The organism is Cupriavidus basilensis, from assembly GCF_029335485.1.
GTDB classification, from domain to species: Bacteria; Pseudomonadota; Gammaproteobacteria; order Burkholderiales; family Burkholderiaceae; genus Cupriavidus; species Cupriavidus basilensis_E.
This window is the reverse complement of record NZ_JARJLM010000027.1, coordinates 1-1,225: the sequence shown is the minus strand read 5'-3', so window position 1 is coordinate 1,225 and position 1,225 is coordinate 1. Positions and strand designations below refer to the sequence as shown.

2 protein-coding genes and 1 pseudogene are annotated in these 1,225 nt (G+C 66.8%); all 3 read left to right on the top strand.

The genetic code is table 11. The features are described from left to right. Positions 1-413, top strand: a 413-nt coding sequence (locus P3W85_RS01820; RefSeq protein WP_276263508.1) for a hypothetical protein, incomplete at its 5' end; no start/stop codon positions are given. A gap of 46 nt (positions 414-459) precedes the next feature. Then, positions 460-990 (top strand): sigma-70 family RNA polymerase sigma factor, encoded by a 531-nt coding sequence (locus P3W85_RS01815; RefSeq protein ID WP_017229605.1) that lies wholly within the window; start codon positions 460-462, stop codon positions 988-990. Then, positions 987-1,225 (top strand): annotated as a pseudogene (locus P3W85_RS01810) (anti-sigma factor); the annotation flags it as partial. The gene P3W85_RS01815 and the pseudogene P3W85_RS01810, both read left to right, overlap by 4 nt.

The following is a 1,225-nucleotide window of genomic DNA, read 5'->3' as shown; positions in this document are numbered from 1 at the left end:
TGCATCACTTTAGATCACCGGGGAAACAAAGCAAGGATCGTCTTTCGGCATGGCTGCATGCAAGAAGGACGCCAGCTCGAACCGTCTTCACGTTGCCTGCGTTGCCGCAGCGTTTCCTTGCAAACAAAGCGCCGCGGCGATGGAATAAAGCCCCCGCGCTGCCCGTTTACTTCATTGGCAGGGGCGGAGGCGCGGTGCTCCGCCGGATGCGCCATGCGTGTGCAAGCCGCCGCATGCTTGCCGCCAAGGAGACCGAAATGAAAACCCTTCGTCTGGTTTTTGCCGCGCTGCTGGCCTTGATGGCGGTGGCGGCCTGTTCATCCGATAGCGGCACGGATGCGTCCGGGCGCGCCTCAGCCTCGCGTGACAATCGCAGCACCGTGGATTCAGGCAGCATGAGGGGTGGTTACTGACACACCCGCGCCGCATTCCGGATACACACCCCATGTCTTGTCAGCGGTGAGCTTTGGCGACGACATCGCAGTCTGGCTTCCGCAGTTGCGGCGCTACGCGCGCGCGCTGACCGGCGATGCCGCATGGGCCGACGACCTGGTCCAGGACACGGTGGAGCGAGCCATCGGGCAGGGCAGCCGGCTGCGCGAGCGCAGCAATATGCGGGCATGGCTGCTGACCGTGCTGCGCCACCTGTACATCGACCAGTTGCGCCGGCGCCGGGAGATTGCCGTGGATGAAGACGATCAGTTGTGGCAGCGGCTGGTGGCGCCATCGAGCGAGATAGATGGCCTGCTGCTGCGCGACGTGCAGCGCGCGCTATACCGGCTGCCGGTGGAGCAGCGCGAAGTGCTGCTGCTGATCGTGCTGGAGGCGTTGAGTTACCAGGAGGCCGCAGCTGTGCTGGGGGTGCCGCCGGGGACCGTGATGTCGCGCCTGTCGCGTGCCCGCGAGCATCTGCGTGCACTGCTCGCCGGCGGCGACCGCGGTGACGGCCAGCGGCACGTGCCGCTCAGGGTAGTGAGAAGCAAGCCATGAACGATGACACGGATCCGGGCTCCGCGGGCGCCATGGGCGCCAGCGCTCCCATGGCGGAGGTGGAGCGCTTGTGCGCGCTGGTGGACGGCGAGTTGCCCGAGCCGGAGCGCGCGTCCGTGCTGGCCGCGCTGGCGCAGGACGCGCAGGCGTCGGAGCGGGTGATGCACTATCAACGTCAGAACGCCGCGCTCAAGGCCTTGTTCCCCTTGCCCGCCGACGTGCGCTACCTGCTGGT